Here is a 4,162-nt window from a genome sequence, read left to right on the forward strand (position 1 = left end):
GAGCGGGACAGCCCTTGCGGATTCGATTCCCGGGCCCGCCCGTCAGCGCACGCCGGCGGACAGATCCACGAGCAGAAGGTCGCACGCGACACGCAGGTCGGATTCGACCTCGGGGATCGACATCCGGCCGTTGAGCGCCGAGCGGACGAGCCCGAACCACAGCGCCACCAGCAATCGCACGACGGTCACGTCACGAACGGTCGGCTCGTCGATACCCGCGGCGGCCAGGAGCCGTCCGTCGAAGTGCCGATCGATCTTCGCCACATCGGGAATGGTGGCGGCGTTCGACGAGGCGGCGGACTGGATCATCGCGTTGGCCAGCAGCGGTGCTCGCACCAGCGCCCGAGTGGCCTGCAGCAATGCGTCGTAGACCGCGTCCGCGGGCGCAGCGGACGGACGCGAACGTCTGGAGAGATGAATACCCATGCGATCGATCTGGTCCACCATGACCGCGACGAACAGATGCGTCTTGGACGGGAAGTACCGATAGAGGGTGCCGATGGCGACCCCGGCAAGTTCGGCGACCTCCTGCATCCGAACCCGCTCGAGCTCCTTCTCCGCACCCAGTTGCGCTGCGGCATCGATGATCCTGCCGTACCGCGCGTGCTGCTCGGCCGAGTTCGGCTCGGCCGCATCCCGCACTTCCGCAAGTCTCGGCATGCTCGACTCCTCCCCTTCGTGATCGGTCGGCACCCACCCGTCGTCGGCGACGAACGTTCCAGGTGGAACAGGTCGGGGTCCACCCGATCCCATCCAGCGGGACCGTGTCGACAGTCGAATCGCACACACCCGCAAACTAGAATGAATACTAATTCAGCCGCGGAATGATGACGGACCACGGCAACCGAACAGGAGACGAAGCATGGGTGAATCTGTGAGCCTGACCGGGCGTGCCGCGGTCGTGACCGGTGCCGGAGCGGGCCTGGGACGGGCCGAGGCCCTCGCCCTCGCCGCAGCGGGTGCCGCCGTCGTCGTCAACGACATGGGCGACGCGGCACACGAGGTCGCAGAGGAGATCGTCGCCACCGGCGGCCGGGCGATCGCGGTGACCGGCGATGTGTCCGACTGGTCTCTCGGAAGCCGTCTCGTCGAGGAGTCCGTCAAGGCCTTCGGATCCTTCGACATCCTCGTCAACAATGCGGGCATCATCCGCGACAAGATGATCTTCAACCTGACCGAGTCCGACTGGGACGACGTGATCCGGGTCCACCTCAAGGGTCACGCCGCCACATCGCACGCCGCCGCGGTGCACTGGCGCCAGGCGAGCAAGGCAGCCGGCGGACCGGTCTACGGTCGTATCGTCAACACCTCGTCGGAGGCCTTCCTGTTCGGTTCGGCCGGGCAGCCGAACTATTCCGCCGCGAAGGCCGGAATCACAGCGCTCACCCTGTCCACGGCTCAAGGGCTGGCCCGCTACGGAGTCACCGCGAACGCGATCTGCCCCCGCGCACGCACCGCGATGACCGCCGAGGCATTCGGTGAAGCCGACGGCACGACCGGACTCGACCCGCTGGCCCCCGAGCGTGTCGGCACCCTGGTGAGTTATCTCGCCTCCCCGGCCTCCGCGGAGATCACCGGGCAGGTGTTCGTCGTCTACGGCAAGATGGTCGCGCTCATGGCCTCGCCGAAGGTCGAGAACCGTTTCGACGCGGCCGGTTCGGCCTTCACGGTCGAGGAACTCGACGAGCAGCTTTCCTCGTATTTCGCCGGTCGTGGCCCGTACGAGACCTACGCTGCATACAGCATCGCGGAACTCGAGAAGGTCGCACTGGCCGTCGACTGACCACCCGGCACCGCACGACGAAGGGAACACGGCATGAGGCTTGCAGGCAAGGTTGCGATCGTCACCGGCGGCGCCGGAGGAATCGGGCGCGGCATCGTTCGGGCGTTCGCGGAAGAGGGCGCACGGGTCCTGTTCGTCGACATCGACCGGTCCGCGGGCGAGGCACTCGAAGCCGAACTCGGCGGAGCCGGGAAATTCTCGTACGCGGACATCTCCGAGGAGTCGGCCGCCGAGACGATCGTCGCCACCGCCGTCGAACAGTTCGGCAAGGTCGACGTACTCGTCAACAATGCGCACGTCTCGAAGCAGGCACCCCTGCTGGAAACCACACAGGACATGCTCGACCTGTCGTTCGGCACGGGCTTCTACCCGACATTCCGATTGATGAAAGCAGCACACGCCCAGCTCGCCGCGAACAAGGGCTCGGTGATCAACTTCGCATCCGGAGCCGGCATCGAAGGAAGCGTGACGCAGAGTTCGTACGCGGCCGCCAAGGAAGCGATCCGGGCGATCAGCCGGGTCGCGGCAAACGAGTGGGCGGCGGACGGCATCAACGTCAACGTCATCTCTCCTCTGGCGCTGACCGAGGGCATCGAGGCGTACATCGCGGCCCACCCCGGCGTCGAGCAGGCACTCCTGGCGAAGACGCCGATGCACCGTTTCGGCGATCCGCAGGCCGACGTCGGCCGGGTCGCAGTCTTCCTGGCCAGCGACGATGCGGCCTACATGACCGGTCAGACGCTCATGGTCGACGGTGGGACCATCAAGCTGCGTTGACCGGATATCCGCCTGAGGGCGACAGCACCTCCGACCACAGCCTGCTCGGTCGGAGGTGCTCGTCGCCGGCAGTCGCTACGGCGCCATGTCCGTCCAGCCGACGAAACCGGACGGGTCGTGCCGTCCCATGACCGCGTGCTCGAACATCCCCCAACCGACCTGCCCGTCGATCGTCGCACGTGCGATGTGATCGATCGTCGAATACGGCAACCGGTCGTGGAACTCCGCAGTGGTGGTATCCACCACCGACGCGGACGACCAGTTCTCCCCGCGCCACTCACCGTGCGTCCATTCGGGGTCGCCGCCGTATCCGGCACCGTGGCTCAGAGAGATGAACCCGAGGTTCTCCACCTCCACGACCAGAGGCTTTCCCTCCGGCGTGGTGAGGTGGATGCGCGCGGATTCGGGGTGCCGCGTGCCGCTGCGGTAGTTCACCTCAAGGCGCGGCCACCCGAGCTGCTCGACGCGACCGTCGGGGAAGACGCGCGTGGCGTGATTGAGCGTGCGATGGCCGTCGGACGATTCCTGGACGATCACCATGAGTGCGAAGTCGTCGAATCGCAGAGGGGCGTACGTCCAGTAGTGCCCACCGCGGTTCTCGTATGTCCAGCGCCCCTGCGGATCCGGCTCCCCCACCGGGCGGATGCCCCACGAGCGATCGCGCGTACCCATCCAGGTGTCCGGGTCGACCGTGAAGTCCTTGCCCTGCACGCAGATGCTGCCCGACCAGCTCCCGACCTGAGCGAATCGGGAGGCGTCCAGGATGGGGCGCGGACCCGACATCAGGATGTGTGCCTCTTCGAGTACCGCGGGGAACGACCCGTCCCAGGTGAGATCACAGGACAGCTCGTCGTGTTCGCAGACGACGCGAATCCTCTGCAAGGGTTCGATCACCTCGAGCCGGTACCCACCGACCGCGCTCTCCATGGACCGCTCCCCGAGAGCGCCGGAGAACCGGACCGCTACCTGGGAATCCCCGTGCCGAACCGTGACGAAGGCGTCGACCACACCCAGATTCGGGTAGACGCCGAAACCGGTGATGAGGTAGATCGAGCCCGTGCGGTCGTGGGCGTTGAAATAGTTGCGGTCGTAGAAGTTCCGGTCCGTGGACGCCACCCGTCCCATCGACAGCGGTGACTGGTGCACCGGAAATTCGTCGAGCGGAGCTGGTTTCATCGGTCACTTCTCCCACTCGTAGGATTCGTCGAGCAAGCGCGCGAGCATGTCGCGGTGAAGAACGTACGCGTCCGGGTCGTCGTGTGGTTCCACCTCACCGAAGTGGATACGCCGGCGCTCGATCTGCGACATCACGATGCCGTGGCGCAGCGCGGCGTACACGAGGTAGAAGTCGAGGTCGCGCACCTCGACTCCGGCGGCCTTCTCGTATTCCGCCACCACGTCGGAACGCCGCAGGAAATTCGGGAGGCCGGGGAACGAGAACTGTTCGGCGATGTCCTGGAAGATGCGGTGGAAACAGATGAACCAGCCGAGGTCCAGCTCCCGGGGCGCGAGCGCAGCCGATTCCCAGTCCAGCACCGCTACGGGAGTCGTGCCGTCGTACATGATGTTCCCGATCCGGGCGTCGCCCCAGCACAGCACGTC

At 66.2% G+C, this 4,162-nt stretch carries 5 protein-coding genes; 2 read left to right on the forward strand and 3 right to left on the reverse strand.

Translation table 11 applies throughout. The annotated features are described in order from the left end of the window. Positions 1-42: 42 nt before the first annotated feature. Positions 43-660, reverse strand: a complete 618-nt coding sequence (locus tag R1101_RS0117380; protein WP_026003400.1) for a TetR family transcriptional regulator — start codon at positions 658-660, stop codon at positions 43-45. A 202-nt stretch (positions 661-862) separates the two neighbouring features. On the opposite strand from R1101_RS0117380, the gene R1101_RS0117385 reads away from it, so the two are divergent. Beyond that, positions 863-1,783 carry a 3-oxoacyl-ACP reductase gene (locus R1101_RS0117385; protein ID WP_016934638.1) on the forward strand — a complete coding sequence of 307 codons (921 nt, stop codon included), beginning with the start codon at positions 863-865 and terminating at the stop codon, positions 1,781-1,783. 33 nt (positions 1,784-1,816) lie between these two features. Next, positions 1,817-2,560 (forward strand): SDR family NAD(P)-dependent oxidoreductase, encoded by a 744-nt coding sequence (locus R1101_RS0117390; protein ID WP_016934639.1) that lies wholly within the window; start codon positions 1,817-1,819, stop codon positions 2,558-2,560. Positions 2,561-2,635: 75 nt separating this feature from the next. On the opposite strand, the gene R1101_RS0117395 is transcribed toward R1101_RS0117390, so the two are convergent. Both R1101_RS0117395 and R1101_RS0117400 read right to left on the reverse strand, forming a co-directional pair. Further along, entirely contained in the window at positions 2,636-3,736 is a 1,101-nt protein-coding gene (locus R1101_RS0117395) for a DUF7064 domain-containing protein (protein ID WP_016934640.1), read from the reverse strand. A 3-nt stretch (positions 3,737-3,739) separates the two neighbouring features. Further along, positions 3,740-4,162: phosphotransferase (locus R1101_RS0117400; protein WP_016934641.1), on the reverse strand; the 423-nt coding region annotated here is incomplete at its 5' end.

This window comes from Rhodococcus sp. R1101 (assembly GCF_000278445.1).
In the GTDB taxonomy this organism is placed as follows: Bacteria; Actinomycetota; Actinomycetes; order Mycobacteriales; family Mycobacteriaceae; genus Rhodococcus; species Rhodococcus gordoniae.